This is a genomic window from Bradyrhizobium sp. LB11.1 (genome assembly GCF_040549385.1).
Taxonomy (GTDB): Bacteria; Pseudomonadota; Alphaproteobacteria; order Rhizobiales; family Xanthobacteraceae; genus Bradyrhizobium.
This window is the reverse complement of record NZ_JBEPTH010000004.1, coordinates 95,494-112,340: the sequence shown is the minus strand read 5'-3', so window position 1 is coordinate 112,340 and position 16,847 is coordinate 95,494. Positions and strand designations below refer to the sequence as shown.

General features: G+C 63.7%; 19 protein-coding genes and 1 pseudogene. 4 read left to right on the top strand and 16 right to left on the bottom strand.

Annotated features, from left to right (window positions below; all coding sequences use genetic code 11):
• Nucleotides 1–6: 6 nt before the first annotated feature.
• The 6 genes and pseudogenes from ABIA96_RS11860 to ABIA96_RS11835 form a co-directional block, all read right to left on the bottom strand.
• Nucleotides 7–1,164: an ABC transporter substrate-binding protein gene (locus tag ABIA96_RS11860; protein ID WP_354137235.1), complete on the bottom strand. Its 1,158-nt coding sequence runs from the start codon at nucleotides 1,162–1,164 to the stop codon at nucleotides 7–9.
• A 62-nt stretch (nucleotides 1,165–1,226) separates the two neighbouring features.
• On the bottom strand, nucleotides 1,227–1,805 hold the full coding sequence (locus tag ABIA96_RS11855) for an alkylhydroperoxidase domain protein (protein ID WP_354137234.1): 579 nt from the start codon (nucleotides 1,803–1,805) through the stop codon (nucleotides 1,227–1,229).
• A complete protein-coding gene (locus tag ABIA96_RS11850) occupies nucleotides 1,802–2,419 on the bottom strand; it encodes a CMD domain protein (protein WP_354137233.1) in 618 nt (205 codons plus the stop codon). Before ABIA96_RS11850 ends, ABIA96_RS11855 begins: the two co-directional genes overlap by 4 nt.
• A gap of 31 nt (nucleotides 2,420–2,450) precedes the next feature.
• Nucleotides 2,451–3,485: a putative FMN-dependent luciferase-like monooxygenase gene (locus ABIA96_RS11845; protein ID WP_354137232.1), complete on the bottom strand. Its 1,035-nt coding sequence runs from the start codon at nucleotides 3,483–3,485 to the stop codon at nucleotides 2,451–2,453.
• Nucleotides 3,486–3,620: 135 nt separating this feature from the next.
• Nucleotides 3,621–3,789: pseudogene (locus ABIA96_RS11840) on the bottom strand (MetQ/NlpA family ABC transporter substrate-binding protein); the annotation flags it as partial.
• A gap of 250 nt (nucleotides 3,790–4,039) precedes the next feature.
• The gene (locus ABIA96_RS11835; RefSeq protein WP_354137231.1) at nucleotides 4,040–5,476 is read right to left on the bottom strand and encodes an MATE family efflux transporter; all 1,437 of its coding nucleotides are present in this window, start codon (nucleotides 5,474–5,476) and stop codon (nucleotides 4,040–4,042) included.
• A gap of 147 nt (nucleotides 5,477–5,623) precedes the next feature.
• Between ABIA96_RS11835 and ABIA96_RS11830 the strand changes: the two genes are divergently transcribed.
• Nucleotides 5,624–6,199, top strand: a complete 576-nt coding sequence (locus tag ABIA96_RS11830; protein WP_354137230.1) for a TetR/AcrR family transcriptional regulator — start codon at nucleotides 5,624–5,626, stop codon at nucleotides 6,197–6,199.
• Between the two features lie 44 nt (nucleotides 6,200–6,243).
• Here the strand turns inward: ABIA96_RS11830 and ABIA96_RS11825 are convergent, their stop codons facing one another.
• The 10 genes from ABIA96_RS11825 to ABIA96_RS11780 form a co-directional block, all read right to left on the bottom strand.
• Nucleotides 6,244–6,531 carry a DUF1330 domain-containing protein gene (locus ABIA96_RS11825; RefSeq protein ID WP_354137229.1) on the bottom strand — a complete coding sequence of 96 codons (288 nt, stop codon included), beginning with the start codon at nucleotides 6,529–6,531 and terminating at the stop codon, nucleotides 6,244–6,246.
• A 10-nt stretch (nucleotides 6,532–6,541) separates the two neighbouring features.
• Entirely contained in the window at nucleotides 6,542–7,462 is a 921-nt protein-coding gene (locus tag ABIA96_RS11820) for an NAD(P)-dependent oxidoreductase (RefSeq protein WP_354137228.1), read from the bottom strand.
• 32 nt (nucleotides 7,463–7,494) lie between these two features.
• Nucleotides 7,495–8,775, bottom strand: a complete 1,281-nt coding sequence (locus tag ABIA96_RS11815) for an amino acid ABC transporter substrate-binding protein (protein WP_354137227.1) — start codon at nucleotides 8,773–8,775, stop codon at nucleotides 7,495–7,497.
• A gap of 29 nt (nucleotides 8,776–8,804) precedes the next feature.
• Complete coding sequence (locus ABIA96_RS11810; protein ID WP_354137226.1) at nucleotides 8,805–9,536, bottom strand: ABC transporter ATP-binding protein; 732 nt, start codon at nucleotides 9,534–9,536, stop codon at nucleotides 8,805–8,807.
• The gene (locus tag ABIA96_RS11805) at nucleotides 9,526–10,290 is read right to left on the bottom strand and encodes an ABC transporter ATP-binding protein (RefSeq protein ID WP_354137225.1); all 765 of its coding nucleotides are present in this window, start codon (nucleotides 10,288–10,290) and stop codon (nucleotides 9,526–9,528) included. The genes ABIA96_RS11810 and ABIA96_RS11805 overlap by 11 nt, the downstream gene beginning before the upstream one ends.
• Nucleotides 10,287–11,285, bottom strand: coding sequence for a branched-chain amino acid ABC transporter permease (locus ABIA96_RS11800; RefSeq protein ID WP_354137224.1), 999 nt, complete (start codon nucleotides 11,283–11,285; stop codon nucleotides 10,287–10,289). The genes ABIA96_RS11805 and ABIA96_RS11800 overlap by 4 nt, the downstream gene beginning before the upstream one ends.
• On the bottom strand, nucleotides 11,285–12,163 hold the full coding sequence (locus tag ABIA96_RS11795) for a branched-chain amino acid ABC transporter permease (protein ID WP_354137223.1): 879 nt from the start codon (nucleotides 12,161–12,163) through the stop codon (nucleotides 11,285–11,287). Before ABIA96_RS11795 ends, ABIA96_RS11800 begins: the two co-directional genes overlap by 1 nt.
• A 104-nt stretch (nucleotides 12,164–12,267) precedes the next feature.
• Nucleotides 12,268–13,251, bottom strand: coding sequence for a quinone oxidoreductase family protein (locus ABIA96_RS11790; RefSeq protein ID WP_354137222.1), 984 nt, complete (start codon nucleotides 13,249–13,251; stop codon nucleotides 12,268–12,270).
• A gap of 31 nt (nucleotides 13,252–13,282) precedes the next feature.
• Nucleotides 13,283–13,726, bottom strand: coding sequence for a cupin domain-containing protein (locus ABIA96_RS11785; RefSeq protein WP_354137221.1), 444 nt, complete (start codon nucleotides 13,724–13,726; stop codon nucleotides 13,283–13,285).
• Between the two features lie 39 nt (nucleotides 13,727–13,765).
• The gene (locus ABIA96_RS11780) at nucleotides 13,766–14,893 is read right to left on the bottom strand and encodes a zinc-dependent alcohol dehydrogenase (RefSeq protein WP_354137220.1); all 1,128 of its coding nucleotides are present in this window, start codon (nucleotides 14,891–14,893) and stop codon (nucleotides 13,766–13,768) included.
• Between ABIA96_RS11780 and ABIA96_RS11775 the strand changes: the two genes are divergently transcribed.
• The 3 genes from ABIA96_RS11775 to ABIA96_RS11765 are packed head-to-tail and all read left to right on the top strand — an operon-like array spanning nucleotide 14,892 to nucleotide 16,840.
• On the top strand, nucleotides 14,892–15,089 hold the full coding sequence (locus ABIA96_RS11775; protein ID WP_354137219.1) for a hypothetical protein: 198 nt from the start codon (nucleotides 14,892–14,894) through the stop codon (nucleotides 15,087–15,089). The genes ABIA96_RS11780 and ABIA96_RS11775 overlap by 2 nt on opposite strands.
• Nucleotides 15,090–15,116: 27 nt before the next feature.
• A complete protein-coding gene (locus ABIA96_RS11770; protein ID WP_354137218.1) occupies nucleotides 15,117–15,758 on the top strand; it encodes a FadR/GntR family transcriptional regulator in 642 nt (213 codons plus the stop codon).
• On the top strand, nucleotides 15,755–16,840 hold the full coding sequence (locus tag ABIA96_RS11765; protein WP_354137217.1) for an LLM class flavin-dependent oxidoreductase: 1,086 nt from the start codon (nucleotides 15,755–15,757) through the stop codon (nucleotides 16,838–16,840). Before ABIA96_RS11770 ends, ABIA96_RS11765 begins: the two co-directional genes overlap by 4 nt.
• The last annotated feature ends 7 nt before the right edge of the window (nucleotides 16,841–16,847 follow it).

Here is a 16,847-nt window from a genome sequence, read left to right as displayed (position 1 = left end):
ATCATGTCAGGTCGGCTTGCCGTCCCAAAGCGCAAACTGGCCCTTGCGTACGACGAGCTCGGCATTCATCGCGCCCTTGACGCGGCGGGTTGCGACGTCGAACGTCGCTGTGCCGAAGATGACGCTCGGGACGTCTTTGACCTTGGTGAAGGCGTCGCGGATGGCACGCCGATCGGTGCCGCCGATCCTCACCACGGCAGCCGCCATGTTCATCGCGTCATAGGCGTAGGCGTTGAACGCGTCTGGCTCGAGCCCATTGTACTTCTTCTTGAAGCCCGTGATGAACTTCTGCACCTCGGGCCGCGGGTCCTCAGGGAAGTAGCGCGTGCCGACATGGACGTCCTCGACGGCGTCACCGCCGAGCTCGAGGAATTTCGGCGAGTAGACCGAGCTTGCGGCGCAGATCACCTGCTTCAGCCCGACCTGACGCGCCTGGCGCGCGATCAGCGCTCCGTCCGAGTAATAGGAGATCAGGATCAGCCCGTCCGGATTGGCGTCGCGCACGCGGACCAGCGTGGAGCGGAAGTCGCGCTCCTCGGCGATATAGCCTTCGGTGACAGCGATCTCCGCGCCATACTCCTTGGCGGCGTTGACGAAATAATCGCGGCTGGTGCGGCCCCAATCGGTGTTGAGGTGCAGCACCGCAAGCTTCTTGAGGCCAAGCTTCTTCACGGCATAGGCCGCCAGCAGCGGCTGCTCGTCGGCCTGGCTGACCGACGTGCTCCACATGAAGTCACCGCCCTTGGTAAAATCGGGATGCGAGTTGGTGAAGCCGAACTGCACGAGACCGCCGCGCTGATAGATCGGCGATGCCGCCATCGACGCGGGACTGGAGAAATCGCCGAGCTCAAGCACGATGCGGGGATCGGAGACGAACTTCTGCGCGATCGCCACCGACTGGCGCGGATCGCTCTGGCTGTCCTCGAAACTGTAGGCGAGCTTGCGGCCGTTGATGCCGCCGCCGGCCAGGATATCGTCGAGCGCAAGATCAAAGCCCTGCTTCCATTGCGTGCCATATTGCGCGTTCGGTCCCGTGAGGGGACCACTGACGCCGAGCAGGATCGGCTCGGCTGTGTCAGCGAAGGCAGCGCGTGAAAGCGCCGTTCCCGCTATTGCTGCGGCAAGCGAGCCCTTGACCAGGGTTCGGCGATTGATGTTGCTCATGCACGGCTCCATCCAGTCAGATGTTACAAAATAAATGGCAAGTTCTATGCCAGTGAAGTTGCCTAGTTCGAGGGCTCGCCGAGCGACAGCATCAGCCGGTTCGCCCAGTTGAAGAATGACGCGCCGTTGATGACATCGACGATCTCCGCGTCGTCGAGGCCCGCGCGGCGCAACTCCGCGATATTGTCGGGACCGAATCCGATCGGCGTTGATGCCAGCGCCACCGATGCCTTGACCACGGCGTTCCAGCGCTCGCCGAGTTCGGCACTGACACCTTCGTCGAGCAGGCGCTGCACGTCGTCACGGCGTTTGGAATAGGTGCTGGCAAAACGCGCATGCACCGAGGCGCAATAGATGCAGCCGTTGTAGCGCGAAGTCGCGGCCGCCGCGAGTTCGCGCTCGGCGCGTGGCAGGCCGTCGGCGACGTTGTAGAAGATGTCCTTGTCGGTCTTGGTGCGGGCCTCCAGCACCTCGGGATCGCGCACCAGCAGGCGGAAATATTCCGACTTGGCGCGGGCGCGATCGACGAGCCCGGCGAAATGCCGTTCGGTGAGATCGGCCTCGGGCAACGGCTCGATCCAGGAGACCCAGCCGAGCTCATCCTGCGTGAAGACAACGGGCGGATTGACGGTGGCGCTCATGATGCAGTCTCCTCTCTTGCGTTCACTGCTGCGAGCGTACGCAAGCCGCTGACGACCCGCACCTGAAACGACAGGAACGCGACGAGTTGGGAGAAGGTGACGATGCCGGTGTTCGACCAGCCGGCGGCAAGCAGCGCCTTCATATCGCTCGATGCCGCATCGCGCGGCCGGAACACCAGGAGATGCGCATGCTCGAATGCCGCTGCGAGCCGGGGGCCGAGCCCGGACTTGCTCGCCGCACTCACGCGATAAATCAGGCCGGCGGTATTCTCGACCGACAACGGACCGGCCGGAAAGGAGCCATATGGGCCCGAAGTCTTGCCCCGCGCGATCTCGGCATCGATCGCTTCAAGCAGAGCCGGACCACCCGCGCTCGCCGCAAGCTTCTCGCGATAGAAGGTCGCGACAGGGGACTCGCCATGGAGCCCGGTCACGAAGGCCGCAACCGCGGCCCGTTCGAGCAGCGAGACATCGCCGGCGTCGATCGGCTCGAACAAAGAAAGGTAGCTCTTCTGCGCATTGTCGCGCGCCTGCAGACGCCGTGCGCGGATGGCGTCCAGAGCCGATCCCGGCTTGATCCCGGCGAGCGTGTCGATGATGTCAGGCGTACTCATCATAAGGCCTCATGCAATCCAAAAATCCCGACTAGCCTGCCAGGGCCACTTCGGGCGCCGTCCGGGTCCAGCCCAGCGCAGGCGCGACCTTGTCGGCCACCAGCTCGATCGAGCGCAGGACGTAGGGGTGCGGCGCATCGACCGAATGGACCTGGAACACCAGATCGGTCACTCGCTCCAGCGTCGCGTCGGTGCGCAGCGAAGCAATGACCTCGTCGGCCCCGCCGACATGGGTGTCGAACGCCGTGATCATCTCCTCGAGCGTCTCGCCCGGAGGCAGATGACCGCCCTTCATGAATTGCGGCAATGCGCGACGCAGCCCGATGTCTGCCAGCCGCAGCGCCTCGCGATGATCGTCGGCGACGAACACGCTGCGCGATGCCATGATGCGTGGTTCAGCGCCCGGCGGCAGCGCCGCGAGATAAGCTTCGATGATCGGGTTCTGGATCTCGGCGAGCGTGGCGTTTGGCGCGTCCTTGGTCCGGGGCTGGGTGCGCGAGAGCAGCAGGCCGTCGCCGGCTTTGCCGGCGCGCGCGCCGCCTGCCACCGAGAATGTCGCCTGCCAGATGCGCTTGTCCAATTGCGGCCGCTGCGGGTAGAGCGTGTCGCCGCCGTCGAGCGGCTTGCCGGTCAGCGCCGCGCGGACGACCTCCAGATTGCGCGCAAATATCTCGTTGCGCTGGGTGCCGTCGAGGCCGAAGGCGGCGAAGGCGGACGGGTTGCCACCGGTGCCGACACCGAGCTCGAAGCGGCCATTGCAGAGCAGATCGAGCACGGCGGCATCCTCTGCCACCCGCACCGCGCTCTCCAGCGGCAAGGTGACGATGCCGGTGCCGAGACGAATGCGCGAGGTTTGAGCTGCGACATAGCCGAGGAAGGTGAAAGGCGACGGCAGGCCACCCTCGCGCTCGTGGAAATGATGCTGCGCGATCCACGCGGAATCGAGACCTGCCTTCTCGGCGCGCACGATCTGCTCGGCGGCGACACGATACCGCTCCGCGGGCGGGGCTTCATCAAGAAGCCGCGTGAAAAATCCCAGGCGTTTCAGGTTTGCAAAGCGTTTCATACGACCCCAGTCGGACGAGGATGGCCACGGCCCCCAATGATGTCGGTTGCGAGGGCCCGAGACAAGCGGGCAATGCGCAAGGCTGCCCGCCAGGATCGGCCCCCTGCGCTGGCCCCAGGCTAGGCAGATTGCCTACTAGCTCGGCAATACCGCGCCCTTGAACTTGGTCAGGATGAACTCCTTCACCTCGGGCGTGTGAGAGCTGTCGACCACGATCTTGACCCAGGGGCTTGTCCTTGTCGGCGGCCCGCACCGCGATCAGGTTGACATAGGGGCCCTTGGGGTCCTCGCGCAGGATCGTTTTGATGGTCTCGGCTGATGCTGCGGCCGACCATGCGGCCAGCGCAGTTGCGAGGATCAAAGCGGGACGAAACGACATCTTGGTCTCCAGAACTCACCGGCAATGACTGGAACCGTATTCGCTTCTCCGCCGGACGAAATCAATGAAATGAAAATCCATATTGACCGCCCGCGGCGGGCAACGCTTCTCCGTTCGCCGCAAAATGGGAAACGAACGCAAATTGAGGCAGATGCAGGCCGCGCGCAAGCCCTTACTAGGCGCCCCAGGTCGACGGCGAGACCATGATCAGCACGGAGATCACAGCGTAAGCGGCGAGCGACACCGTGACCATCGCGGCAAGCCCGGCCATTCCCGCGTCGAAATACGCAACCGCAATCCAGCCGCCGCCGGCTGCGATCAGGATGCGCGCGACTCCGGAGGCGAGCGGGCCCATCGCCCGACCCGCGCCCTGTGCTGCGAACGACGTCACGAAGCCAAAACCCAGCGCCGCATAGGCTGGGCCGACGATGCGGAGGTACGCCATGCCTTCGTTCACGACCTCGGCGTCGTGACTGAAGAGTTGCAGCCAGGCCATCGGGAAGATCGCGACCAGCAGGCCGATCGAGCCGGTCATGATCATGCCGGCGGCGCCGCTGACCCAGCCGATCCTCTGCGCCCGCGCGGCCTGACCTGCACCCATGTTGACGCCGACCATGGTCAGTGTCGCCGTGCTGATGCCGAACAGCAGCGGGATCATGATGTAGTCGAGCCGCGAGGCGATGCCGTAGCCGGCCAGCGCCGAGGTGCCGAACAAGCCGACCGCGCCGGTGACGAGGATGACGGTCAGGTTGGTCAGCACGGCATTGAACGCGGTGGGGATGCCGACCTTCAGCATGTCGCCAAAGATTTTTGCGCGCAACGGCACGATGTGCAATCTCAGGCCAGATGCGCCCGTGGACATGTAGCGCAGCAGGAACAGCATCGCCGCGCCGTAGTAGAGACCGAAGGCAATGCCGGCGCCGCCGATGCCGAGGCTTGGCACGGGTCCGAAGCCGAAGATCAGCAGTGGCGAGACGGGAATGGTCACGATAGCACCGATCAGTGTGACCAGCGCAGGCACCTTGACGTTGCCGGAGCCGCGTAGCGCCGCCGCCTGGAGATTGACGATCCAGACGGGAATCGCGCCTGCGAACAAATAGCTGGAATATGTGATGGCGGCATCGAGCGCGCCGTCGCGTCCGCCGAGGGCGCGGAACAGCGCCGGGCCGCCGAAGTGCACCCCCAGCGTGAATAGCGCGCCCGCGATGATCGCCAGCACGATGGCATGGAACAGTGCCGCATCCGCATCTTCACGGCGGCCGGCACCCACCGCACGCGCCACCGACGAAGCGACGCCGGAGCCGAACCCGCCGTTCGACATCATGGTCATCAACATGAAGATCGGAAACACCAGTGCGGCACCGGCCAACGCGTCCGTGCCGAGATAGCCGACATAATAGGCCTCCGCGATGTTGACCGCGGTCTGCGCCACCAGGACGGTGACTGTCGGCAGCGCAAGCCTGAGCAAGGTCGGCAGGATCGGCGCAGTCAGGAGCGCGGCACGCCGCTGGTCGCTCGCGCTGGACGTCGCCGCGGGACGGATCGGCGGCGCCGGGCGCGCGACGGCCCCTGTGGCGGGCAAGGGCAATGCGGCGACATCCTCGACTGACATTCTTACGGTCCTGTTGTTCCGGAAGGCCGACGCCCCGGGGCATATGGCCATTGCATTATGATCATAATTCATTATTATGATTGTAATGCAATAGACAATCACTCACGATCCTGTGGCCGACTGGCTCGCGGGAGGGAGTTGAGGCCCATGCGCTACGACAAGGGACACAAGAACGAGACCCGTCGCCACATTCTCGATGTCGCCTCAGCCCAGTTTCGTGAGAGCGGAATAGCCGCCGTCGGCCTCGCCGGCATCATGTCGGAGGCGGGCCTCACCAACGGCGCCTTCTACTCGCACTTCGCCTCCAAGGAGGAACTGGTGCGGGAGGTGCTGACCGATGCGCTCACAAGGCGCGAAGAGCGGCACAAGGCCAATCTGAAAAACGGCGGCGCGCTCGAAACCATGATCCGCCACTATCTTTCGACGCGGCATCGCGACCGCGTCGGCACCGGCTGCCCGATCGCCGCGCTGGTCGCCGAGATCGCGCGGCATCCAAAGCCGACACGCGATGCCTTCACCGGGAAGGTCGCCGACATCATCGTGCTGATGACGGAGCAGATTAGGCACGGCTCCGCGAAGGATCGGCGGGCCAAGGCGATCACGATCTATGCGACGATGGTCGGCGCTCTGCAATTGGCGCGCGCGGTCAACGACAGGAAATTGTCCCTCGATATCCTGGAGAATGCGGTCGAAGCTGCGATTGCCATCGCGAATGAACGCTGACGCATTCGAATGTCAGGCGACGGTCCTGTTTCCTTCAAGACAGCCTAATCAAGTCCCTCGACCGCCACCATGTGGCGCTCTGCAGTCCCGACGGTGTACTTGAGCGCCTCCGAATATTCGGGCGAGTTGTAGCATTTCACTGCAGCATCCAGGCTCGGGAAGCGCGCGACGATGCTGCGTTCGTAATTGCCGCCTTCGAGGATCACCTGCTTGCCGCCGCGCGCGAGAAACACGCCGCCGTGCTTCTCGATCGCAGGCCCGGCGAGAGCGGCATACTTCCCGTAGGTTTCGGGATCGGTCACGTGAACACGTGCGCACCAATAGGCAGACATGGCTATTCCTTTACGATTGGGAGGACGAATTGGTGGACGCATCGGCGCCGCAATGACGGTCAAAGCCGTTCATGTGCTCGAGCACGGCGCAGATCGAGGCAGTATCGCGCGCCGCAAAGCCGAGCGCCTCGCCCGCGTGATAGAGTTGTTCGGCCGCTGAGTAGACCGGCAGCGCACATCCGAGCTCGGCGGCGAAGCCCGAGATGATTGAGAGATCCTTCAGATGCGTGCGAATGGCCGCGGTCGGATTGTCGTAGTTCTCGTCGCGCATCAGCGGGCCGCGCATCTGGAACATGCGTGACGTCGCCGCGCTGTCGACGAGCGTATCGTAAACCAGGCCGGGATCAATCCCGGCCTTCATGCCGAGCAGGATCGCCTCTGCCGCAGCGGCATTGTGGATCGTCACCAGATGATTGGCGATGTATTTCATGATGCTGCCGGTGCCGAACCGGCCGAGATAGACCTGCCGCCGCGACATCCCGGCGAACGCCGCCGCGCAGTGCGCGAACGCCTGCTCGTCGCCGCTACCGAGGACCACCAAATCGCCGGTCGCAGCCTGCGCACCGGTGCCGCTTACGGGGCAATCGAGCAAGACCTTGCCAGCACCCTCCATCGCAGCGAACGCCTCACGCTTGGCGGAGAGCGGCAGCGTCGAACACTCAATCAGAATCTGCCCGGAGCCACCCGCGCGGGCGACGCCTGCAACGGCCTCCGCGAGAGCTGCCGCACTCGGCAGCGAAGCAAAGCTGATCGTGGCGGCCTCAACCACATCCTTCGGCGACGACAGCGCCTGGCCGCCCATATCGGAAAGACGATCCCGTGCCGCCGGCACGGGATCGTAGCCAACCACGGCAAAGCCGGCCTTGATCAGGTTCCCCGCCATGGCGGAGCCCATGATCCCGATGCCAAGCATGCCGATCGTTTCAGTCATGAATTCTCGTTTCTTCTTTTTGAACGGTTGATTCAGTTCTGCGCGGCCTTCTGGGCCTTGATGAAGGGATAAACCAGGCCGCCGGACTTGTACTTCGGCGGGAAGATGATCACTTCCTTGCCGGCCTGAGTGAACTGCTGAATGTCGTTGCCCTTGATATTGCGGAACTGCACCGCGAACATGCGTGGCTCGACCCACTCACCATCGGGCCCGAAGGTGATGTCACCGACCACGGTCTGGAACGTGTTGGCGTGGATATAATTGATCAGCTTCTGCTGATCGACGCCCCCCGTCTTGGTTACGGCTTCGCCGAGAACCTGGAGCGCGGAATAGACGAACGCCGGAACGTAATAGCCGAGCGCGTCGACGCCGACCTCCGCCGCCTTGGCCTGGTACTTCTTCAGCATGTCCTCGATCCCCGGGAATTTGACGGTCGGCTCGGGGATGTACTGCTCGAAGGAGACGATGCCATTCAGCGCCTCGCCAAGCTGCTGCTTGATCGCGGCATATTGGGTGCCGACCATGGCGCCCCCGAACACCTTTGGCTCGAGATTGATCTCGTGCGCGGTGCGGATGATGCCGACCGTGTCGGACGGATAAGATGCGACAAACACCAGGTCCGGCGACGTCGCCTGCAGCGCCTTCAGCACCGGCGTAAAATTCACCGTCGTCGGCGGATAGACCTTGTCGTAGACGACGGTGAGGCCGAGCCGCTTGGCCTGCATGCGGGCGCCTTCCAGCGCATTCTTTGAGAATTCCGCATCAGCGCCGACCAGCGCCACAGTGGTCGGCTTCGGGTCCATCGCCATCGCATTCTCGAAGAAGCCGCGGGTCAACGAGTCCTTGCCGTTCGGTCCATAGGGCTGGATCTGGAAATAGCCGGGATATTTGAACTGCTCGTTAATGGCGAGCGCGAACATGCCCATGATCAACCGCTTGTGCTGGATGATCGTCGGCATCGCCGGCGCGGTCTGGTTGGTGTTGTTCGACAGCAGCAGATCGACCTTGTCGACATCGAGCAGCTTGGAATAGATGCCGGGCACGAGGCCGGGATTGCTCTGGTCGTCATAAGGCACGAGCTCGACCGACCGGCCAAGCAGACCGCCGGCCTTGTTGACCTCGTCGGCCCAAATCTGCGCGCCGAGCAGCGCCGCCTTGCCGTTGCCGGCGAGCGGTCCGGTCAATTGTATGCCGAAGCCAATCTTGATCGGGTCAGCCGCGCGCGCCGTATCGCTGGACAGATAGAGCGCCGCAATCATTGTCGAGAGCGCCAATGCGACGCCCCTCAAGCCAGTCAGCCGAAAAATCCTCACGTCGTCCTCCCTGTTTTATGTTTTGAGTTTTACATGCCGAGATAGTGCTGTCGTATCAGGTCGCTCCGCTGCATCTCCTCGGGGCTTTCGCCCCGGAACGCGATTTCGCCGTGGACGATGACGTAGCCCTTGTCGGCGATCCGCATGGCTTGTGTGAAATTCTGCTCCGCCATCAGCACAGTCAGATGGTAGCGCTCCTTCAGCTGCGCGATCATGTCGATGGTGCGGCTGACGAACAGCGGGGCTAAACCCACCGAAGGCTCGTCGACGATCAAAATGCTCGGTGCCGACATCAGCGCGCGCCCCAGCGCGAGCATCTGCTGCTCGCCACCGCTCATCGTGCCGGCGAGCTGCGCTCGGCGTTCCGCGAGCCGCGGGAACGCCTCGTAGCAATAGGCCATGTTCTCCTTCAGCCGCGCTCGCGCTGTCGGACGGTAGGCGCCGAGCAGCAGATTCTCCGCGACCGTCAGGCGCGGAAAAAGCCGCCGTCCCTCCGGCACCAGCGCTACGCCGAGGTCGATGATCTCCTCGGTCTCTTTGCCGATGAGGTCGTGATCCTTGCCGTCGATGGTCGCGACGATACGGCCCGACATCGGCCGCACCGCGCCCATGATGGTCTTGATCAGCGTGCTCTTGCCGTTGCCGTTGGTGCCGAGCAAGATCACCGTCTCACGCGCGCCAACGTTCAGTGACACGTTGTGGAGGACACGAACCGCTCCGTAGCCGGCATTGATGTTGTCGATGCGAATGCTACTGGCCAAGATACGCCCCTATCACCCGCTCGTCGGCGATGACGTCCTTCGGCGCGCCGTCCGCGATCTTCTCGCCGGCGACGAGCACAACCAGTCGCTCCGAGAACGCCATCACCGCGCGCATAATATGTTCGATGAAGATCACGGCGACCCCGCGCTTGTTGAGCGCGAGCAGTAGCGCCAGGATCTCGTCCACCTCCGAATGCGACAGGCCAGCCAGAGCCTCGTCCGACACCAGCAGCGTCGGATCCGTCGCCATGGCGCGCGCCAGTTCGAGCTTGCGCATCTCGACCTGGGTCAGATCGCCCGGCAGGCGATGCAGCTTGCCGCCGAGGCCGAACTCGCCGAGCAGCTCGGTGCTGCGCGCGCGGATCTGTTGCTCGGTCAGATGGGTGCCGCCGCGCGCATTCACCGCATAGACCAGCGGGATGCGAAGATTGTCGAGCAGCGACAGGCTGTGGAACGGTCGCGGCAGCTGGAAGCTACGGCCAAGCCCGAGCCGCGCACGCTGATAGGACGAGAGATTGTCGATCGCCCTGCCCGCGAACGATATCGAGCCGCCGTCCGTCTTCAGCGCGCCGCACAGGCAGTTGGTTAGCGTACTCTTGCCCGAGCCATTGGGGCCGATCAGGCCTAGCCGCTCGCCGGGCCGCACGGCGAGGTCGACATTGTTCAGGGCGACGAAGCCGCCAAAACGCTTGGTGATGCCGCGCGCATTAAGGATCAATCCGTTCGCCGTGGCCGCGCTCGCCTCCATCATCATTGACTGCTCCGCTTCTCGGTCACGAGCATCGCGGCGAGCGGGTTGGTCTCCGGGTCCACCTTCTTGCCGCGTAGAGACCGGATCAGTCCCAAGATTCCGTTTGGCGCGGCGATGACGAAGATCACGAGCAGCACGCCGACCACGAGCAGATTGACGGACGACGAGATCAGCACCGTCATGGCCTGTTGCATGGTGCCGAGCAGAACCGCGCCGATTACCGGCCCGAGCCAGCTCGTGGTGCCTCCGACCAGCGGCATCGCGACGCTGTTCACGGTATAGGCGAGGCTGAACGAAGAGGTCGGTTCGACATAGGTCAAATAGAACGGCAACGGCGCGCCGGCCATACCCATCAAGGCGCCGCTGATGGCGGCGGCGACCAGCTTCAGCCGCAGCACCGGAACGCCGGATGCAGCGGCCGCCGTTTCGTCGTCGCGAATGGCGGCCAGGCCGAAGCCGAAGGTCGAGCGCTCGATCACGCGCGCCGTAATGACGGCCACGACCGCAAGTACGGTCATCAGGAAGAAGAGATAAGCGACATAGCTGCCGAACACCGGAACGTCGGTTGGCCGCATGATGTAGATGCCGCGCGATCCGCCGACATAGTCCCAGTTGGTGATGAAGGTCTGGACCACGACCGAGAGCGCCAGCGTCGCGATGGTGAAATAGACGCCGCGCAGCCGGATCGTGAGATAGCCCATGGCAAGGCCGACGGCGCCGCAGAGCACACCTGCAATAGGGATGAGCACCGGAATCGGCAGGTCGAGCCATTTGTTCATAGCGGCGGCGCTGTAAAGGCCGATGGCCAGAAACGCCGTCGTGCCGAAATTGACGTAGCCGACATAGCCGCCGAGGATGTTCCAGGCTGTCGCCAGTACGACGTATTGGAGGACGAAGTACGCTGCGAACACATAGTACTCGTTAGTCACGAACGAGCTGGCTGCGACCAGTGCGACGCCGACCAGGCAGGCGAGCAGGATGAAGCGCCCGTTCGACATCAAGCTCTCCCGAACAGGCCGGCGGGCCTGACCACGAGCGCAATCAGGAGGAATCCGAATGCGATCGCGGGCGACCATGACGGACCGTAGAACGTCGCCGTAATGCTCTCCGCCACGCCCACGATCACGGCCGCGATGAAGGTGCCCGGCAGCGAGCCGATGCCGCCGAGAACGCAGATCGCAAAAATCCGCCCGATATAGTCGCGTCCCATCGAAGGCTCGACCGGCTGGAGAATGATGAGGAAGGCGCCGGCCATCGCCGCGGTGGCGGTCGAGAGGCCAAAGGCGATCCGTTTGATGCGAACGGGCGCGGCGCCCATCAGCTGCAGCGCGAACTTGTCTTGCGCCACCGCCATGATGGCGCGCCCGGTGAAGGTCCGTGCGAAAAACAGTTGCAGGCCGATCAGGAGCAGGACGGAGGCCAGGAACGGAATCAGCATCCGGACCGGCAGCGAAATCGGTCCGAAATTATAGGACGGCCCGATATAGGGCGCCTCGACCAGGCGATAGTCGACGCCGAAGATCAGCTGAAGGGCGACCTCCGTGATGAACAGCAGGCCGAAGAAGAAAGCCAAGCCGCGGATCAATTGCGTGCCGCGCCGCTCGAAAGCGAACTCATAGGCGGTGTAGAGCAACGTACCAAGAAAGTAGAACGGAACGGTCGCGAGCACGCCGACCAGAATCGGATCCAGGCCGAACTGGGAGTTCAAGACATAGACGATGAACGAACCGAGCAGAATGAGCGCCGGATGGGCGATATTGCTGATGCCGAGCATGCCGAACGCGATCGAGATGCCCACGGCCATGGCGGCGTAGAAGCCCCCGACCAAAACGCCGGACACGATCGAATCGAGCAATAGTCCTGCGTATTGTCCCATCCGCTGCCGGCCCTCCTCCTGTTGACGTACCCAACCGAAATTATTGTTCTGGTTGATCTGCGGGGTCACTGGGAGGCGGGAGCTTGCCGCCTCCGTCGATAAAGTCAGGGCATCAACAGCGACGACCCCTGGGTTGATCCCGCTTCGAGATCGCGATGGGCCGCCGCCGCCTCGGACAGTGCATAGCGACGCCCGATCATCGGCTTGATCACGCCCCTGCCGACGAGGTCGAACACGGCAGCGGCCGATGCTACCAGATCCTCGCGCGCAGCGATGTAGGTCGCAAGCGTCGGCCGCGTGTAATAGAGAGATCCGTTCTTCTGGAGCAATGCCGCCTCGAGCGGCGGCGGCGCGCCCGTCGTCGCACCGAAAGTGACGAAGAACCCGCGCGGGGCGAGCGAGGCGAGCGTGGCCTCAAAACTATCCTTGCCGACGGAATCATAGGCAATCGCGACGCCCTTGCCGCCGGTCAGCGCCTTCACCCGCTCGGGAATGCGTTCGTTCGTGCGGTCGATGACGGCATCGTAGCCGTGCGCGAGTGCGAGCTCCGCTTTCTTTCCGCCGCTGGTGACTCCGATCATGCGGGCCCCGAGATGCTTGCCCCATTGGCCGGCGATCAGGCCGACTCCGCCCGATGCCGCGTAGAACAGGACCTGCTGCCCGGGTTTGACCGCAACGCAGCGGTTCAAAAGGTACTCCGCCGTCATGCCCTTCATCAGCACGGCCGCCGCAGCCTCGTCACTCACGGCTTGTGGAATGGGGACGAGCCGTGCGGCCGGCATCAGGCGATGGGTCGCATAGGCGCCCGGCGCCGAGCCGCCATAAGCGACGCGGTCACCGCCTTTGAACTCCGTCACACCCTCGCCAACGGCCTCGACCACGCCAGCGGCTTCCGCACCGAGGCCGGCCGGCAAATCCAGCGCATAGGAACCGTCGCGGAAATAGACGTCGATGAAGTTAAGGCCGATGGCGGTCTGCCGCATCAGCACCTCGCCCTTGCCCGGCGCGGCCAGCTCGACCGTTTCCAATTTCAGGACATCCGGTCCGCCTTGTGCGGCCATACGAATTGCCTTGGCTTTCGTACTCATACAAAAATTCCTGTCTGCCGATCCTGCCCGGCTATGATGCCATCTTGATGTCAGCGCCTTGCGGAATCGCCAGCCGCACGCTGTCGGGCACCGTCAGCGGTTTGTTGGCGCTGTCGAGGAATTCGACAGTGGTGAACAGCAGGTCCGTGGTGCCGATGTTCTCGACTGCATGCACCATGTACTCGCCGGCGCCGAAGGCGAGATGGCTGGTCTCGCCCTTGTAGTGCTCGACATCGACGATGCGGCCATCCTCGAAATAGCCGCGCGCCTTGCCCGGATTGTGCGCCGTCCAGAAATAGGTCAGCACGTGGCGATGGAAGCCGCAGCGCTTGCCCGGCGCAATCGACAGGTGCCAGACGCGCACGCGATCGGTCTCCGAGACCAGCACGCTGCCGACGCAACCGCTGTTGCGCCCTTCTTCGAATTCACGCTGCAGCTCGGCGGACCAGTGTACGCGGGGATTTGAGTCTGACATGGGCCGGTTCCTTCCATAGACGTCTATTGATCTTGCTTATCAGGCTACGGCCTTCTTGATCTGGCTAACAGCGCCGCGCGTCTTGATCACGACCTTGATGGCGTCGTCGACGCGATTGCGAGCGTAGTGCAGTGCCGTTGGCAGATCCGTGAGCGGGAACGTGTGGGTGTGGATCAGCGTGGCGTCGAACCGTTTGGCGGCCATCAACGCCATGGCGCGGTGCGTGGCGCTCTTGCCTTCGCCGCGAATGCCGTAGACGTAAATATTGTTCTTCACGAGCGCGCCGATGTCGGCGAGCACCGGCTCGTGCGGAAACGCGGCGAGGCAGATCTTGCCGCCGCGATTGACCATCTTGGCGGCTTCGTTGATCGCCGTATCGGTGCCGGCGCATTCGACGACATAGTCGGCGCCGCGGCCCGTCATATCCTTCACGACGGTGACGAGATCCTCGTTGCGCACGTTGACGACGCGATCGGCGCCGAGCTTGGTGCCGATGGCAAGGCGTGCGTCACGGGTGCCCGACAGGATCACCGGATCAGCGCCGAGCGCCTTCGCAACCGCCACCGCTAGCAGGCCAATCGGGCCCGGCCCGGTGACGACCACGCTCTCGCCGGCGACGAGGCCGCCGAGTTCGGTGAGGCCGTACATCGATGTGCCGGCGGTAACGACGAGCGTCGCCTCCTCGTCGCTCATGTCGTCGGGCACGCGCGATAGCGTGTTGATGTGGTTGACGGCATATTCGGCAAAGCCGCCGTCGGTGGTGAAGCCGTTGGCGCGATGGCCCTTGTCGACATCGCCGTAGTTCAGGCCGTAGTTGTGGCAGGAGGTGTACATGCCCTGCCGGCAGCGCTTGCACTGGCCGCAGCCGGCATGGATCTCGACCGTGACGCGCTCGCCGATCCTGTATTCGTCGACGCCGGGGCCGAGTGCAGCGACCGTCCCCATGTACTCATGGCCGGGCGTAAAGTTCTTGTTGAAGGGCGGTCCGCCCTGGATCAGCGCCGGTGTGCCGTGCTCGATGATCTCCAGATCCGTTGCGCAGATGGCAACTGCATCGATGCGCACGAGCACCTCCGCGCGCTTCGGCATCGGCACCGGCTTTTCGCTGAGGCGCAGATGGCCGGGGTCGCCCAGCACCCAGGCCTTCATCGTGGGAGGAATCGGCATGTCGGTTGACGTGCGAACGCTGGCAGACTCGACCATCGCAACGATCCTCGCCTATTGGTCAACCAATTTTACAATTGGCCTTTTGATTGGTTGTAGCCTCGCGTTCAAATCCGGCGCTGTCAACGCCAAATCTTCATCGCTGTCGTTTTGGTCTTGCATTTGTGAACGCAATGCGCGTGAAATGGAGATTGGTTGATATTGGTTGCGGCAGAGGATTAGACCGGTGTTCGATTTGTTGGCTCGATTGACTGAGGGTGGCCCCGGCACGCGCCTTCCTCCGGAGCGACAACTCGCGGCGCAGTTCGGCGTTTCGCGCAATGAGATCCGCAAGGCGCTCGCGCGGCTCGAGCTGGACGGCCGCCTCTCACGCGAGGTCGGCCGCGGCACATTCATCCGTGCGCCCGTGGACAACGGCTCGGCCAATCTCGACGCGCTGCGCGACAGCACCAGCCCGCGCAACGCGATGGAGGCGAGGCTCGTGCTGGAGCCGGAGATCGCCAGCCTCGCCGCCGTCAACGCAACCTTCAAGCATATCGAAGGCATGCGCGTGCTGGCGCGGCAGATGCGCGAGGCCGAGACGTGGAAGGATTACGAGACGCTGGATGGGCGGCTGCACCGCCTGATCGCGGAGGCGACCGGAAATCCGCTGCTGTCGGCGATCCATCAAACGGTCGACGATGTCCGTCGCGCGGTGGTGTGGCGCTGGCTCGACACCAGGCCGGAGCGTCCGCCGGAGGACTACTCTTCCTTTGCCGAGCATGACACGCTGATCGATGCGATCGAGCAGCGCGACCGCATCCGCGCGATGGAGGCGATGCGCCGGCATTTGCGGACCACCGTGGACAAGCTGATGGGAACGCCATGAAACTGGGCTTCTTCACGATGCCGATCCATCCGCTGGACAAGGACTGGCGACAGTCCCTTCAGGAGGATCGAGAGGCGTTCCTGCTCGCCGACGAGCTCGGTTTCAGCGAGGCCTATGTCGGCGAGCACGTCACCGACCAGGCCGAGAACATCACCTCATGCATCGCCTTCCTGGCCTGGATTGCGGCGGCGACTAAGCAGATCAAGCTCGGCACCGGCACCGTCAACATGCCGAACGTCCATCCGGCCACCGTCGCCGCCACCATCGCGATGCTGGATCACATGCTCGATGGGCGGCTGATCTTCGGCATCAGCCCGGGCGGCCTGCTTTCGGACGCGGAGTTGTTCGGCACGCTCGAATGCGACCGCAACGCCATGTTCCTCGAGGCGATCAACCAGGTGCTGCAAATCTGGGCGAGCGAGCCGCCCTACAATATCCAAGGCCAGTTCTGGAACATCACGACGGAGAAGACGCTGATGGCCGACATCGGTCAGGGTTTCATCGCGCAGCCCTTGCAGCGGCCGCATCCGCCGATCGTCGTCACCGCCGTCGCGCCGTTCTCGAAAGGCGTCACCGAGGCGGCCGCGCGCGGCTGGGATCCGATCTCGGCCAACTTCCTGATGCCGAAGTGGGTGAAGAGCCACTGGCCTAAATATGTCGAGGGCTGCGAGCGTGTCGGCAGGACGGTCGATTCCGGCAATTGGCGCGTTGCGAAGAGCGTGTTTGTGGCGAACGACATGGCGACCGCCAAGGCTTACGCCACCGATCCCGACAGTCCTTACGTGTACTACTACCGCTCGCTCTTCACCAAGCTGAAGCGGAACGGCCGCATCGAGCTGTTCAAGACGCGGCGCGACCAGCCGGATGACGAGGTCACGCTCGAATCCGTCTGCGAGAAGCTCATCATCTATGGCACGCCCGACAGCGTCGCCGACCGGATCCTGGCGTTTCAGGAGGAGGTCGGCGAGTTCGGCACGCTGCTCTATGCGGGCAAGGACTGGCGTGACCGCGAGTTCGGACGCCGCTCGATGATTTTGATGGCCGAGCAGGTGATGCCGCGCGTCACCGCAGGCAGACGATGATTTCAGC

What these genes read in the sequence shown, in the direction of transcription:
- ABIA96_RS11860 (WP_354137235.1), bottom strand. Translation starts at nt 1,164, where the DNA reads ATGAGCAACATCAATCGCCGAACCCTGGTCAAGGGCTCGCTTGCCGCA.
- ABIA96_RS11855 (WP_354137234.1), bottom strand. Translation starts at nt 1,805, where the DNA reads ATGAGCGCCACCGTCAATCCGCCCGTTGTCTTCACGCAGGATGAGCTC.
- ABIA96_RS11850 (WP_354137233.1), bottom strand. Translation starts at nt 2,419, where the DNA reads ATGAGTACGCCTGACATCATCGACACGCTCGCCGGGATCAAGCCGGGA.
- ABIA96_RS11845 (WP_354137232.1), bottom strand. Translation starts at nt 3,485, where the DNA reads ATGAAACGCTTTGCAAACCTGAAACGCCTGGGATTTTTCACGCGGCTT.
- ABIA96_RS11835 (WP_354137231.1), bottom strand. Translation starts at nt 5,476, where the DNA reads ATGTCAGTCGAGGATGTCGCCGCATTGCCCTTGCCCGCCACAGGGGCC.
- ABIA96_RS11830 (WP_354137230.1), top strand. Translation starts at nt 5,624, where the DNA reads ATGCGCTACGACAAGGGACACAAGAACGAGACCCGTCGCCACATTCTC.
- ABIA96_RS11825 (WP_354137229.1), bottom strand. Translation starts at nt 6,531, where the DNA reads ATGTCTGCCTATTGGTGCGCACGTGTTCACGTGACCGATCCCGAAACC.
- ABIA96_RS11820 (WP_354137228.1), bottom strand. Translation starts at nt 7,462, where the DNA reads ATGACTGAAACGATCGGCATGCTTGGCATCGGGATCATGGGCTCCGCC.
- ABIA96_RS11805 (WP_354137225.1), bottom strand. Translation starts at nt 10,290, where the DNA reads ATGATGATGGAGGCGAGCGCGGCCACGGCGAACGGATTGATCCTTAAT.
- ABIA96_RS11800 (WP_354137224.1), bottom strand. Translation starts at nt 11,285, where the DNA reads ATGTCGAACGGGCGCTTCATCCTGCTCGCCTGCCTGGTCGGCGTCGCA.
- ABIA96_RS11795 (WP_354137223.1), bottom strand. Translation starts at nt 12,163, where the DNA reads ATGGGACAATACGCAGGACTATTGCTCGATTCGATCGTGTCCGGCGTT.
- ABIA96_RS11790 (WP_354137222.1), bottom strand. Translation starts at nt 13,251, where the DNA reads ATGAGTACGAAAGCCAAGGCAATTCGTATGGCCGCACAAGGCGGACCG.
- ABIA96_RS11785 (WP_354137221.1), bottom strand. Translation starts at nt 13,726, where the DNA reads ATGTCAGACTCAAATCCCCGCGTACACTGGTCCGCCGAGCTGCAGCGT.
- ABIA96_RS11775 (WP_354137219.1), top strand. Translation starts at nt 14,892, where the DNA reads ATGTCGGTTGACGTGCGAACGCTGGCAGACTCGACCATCGCAACGATC.
- ABIA96_RS11780 (WP_354137220.1), bottom strand. Translation starts at nt 14,893, where the DNA reads ATGCCGATTCCTCCCACGATGAAGGCCTGGGTGCTGGGCGACCCCGGC.
- ABIA96_RS11765 (WP_354137217.1), top strand. Translation starts at nt 15,755, where the DNA reads ATGAAACTGGGCTTCTTCACGATGCCGATCCATCCGCTGGACAAGGAC.